Source organism: Enterovibrio norvegicus FF-33 (assembly GCF_000286835.2).
GTDB lineage: Bacteria > Pseudomonadota > Gammaproteobacteria > Enterobacterales > Vibrionaceae > Enterovibrio > Enterovibrio norvegicus_A.
Genome location: NZ_AJYD02000026.1, coordinates 1 through 665 on the forward strand (window position 1 = coordinate 1; position 665 = coordinate 665).

The window sequence follows — 665 nt, forward strand, 5'->3', positions numbered from 1 at the left end:
ATTACAGGCACGGATGATGCCGCGGTTATTTCCGGTGAGACATCCGGCAACATCACCGAAGATACTGGCGCGCAAACCGCGTCGGGCACCATCACGATCACGGACGCAGATACAGGCGAAACCCCAACCATTCCGAATGGTACGTTGGCAGGTGAGTACGGGTCGTTAACCCTCGTTGACGGCGCATGGACATATACGGTTGACACCGACGCGGTGCAATCTCTTGCTCAAGGTCAAGAAACCACTGACACCATTACCCTCACCGCGAGTGATGGCTCAACGGTCGATGTGGTCATTTCGTTAACCGGAACTAACGATGCCGCCGTGGTCACCGGGGATCTCAGCGCCAGCGTGGCTGAAGGTGGCGAGGCTTCGGTATCGGGTTCTATCAACATCAACGACCCTGATGCTGCTGTCCAGCCCACCCTTGAAAACGGCACGGTGGAAGGTGAATACGGTAGCCTCACTCTGACCGACGGTGAGTGGACGTACACGGTTGACCCTAGCAAAGCACAGTCTTTGGGTGACGGTGATTCAGAAACTGACACCATCACGATCACCGCGTCGGATGGCTCAGAGCACCAAATCACTATCACGGTGACAGGCAGCGATGATGCCTCTGTGGTCACAGGCGTCACCACTGGTGGGGTTGATTTAGGTGCAGA

Annotated in this window: 1 protein-coding gene; it reads left to right on the plus strand. The window is 56.2% G+C overall.

From position 1 onward, the window contains the following. Nucleotides 1-665: VCBS domain-containing protein (locus A1OO_RS06980; RefSeq protein WP_017005124.1), on the plus strand; the 665-nt coding region annotated here is incomplete at both ends.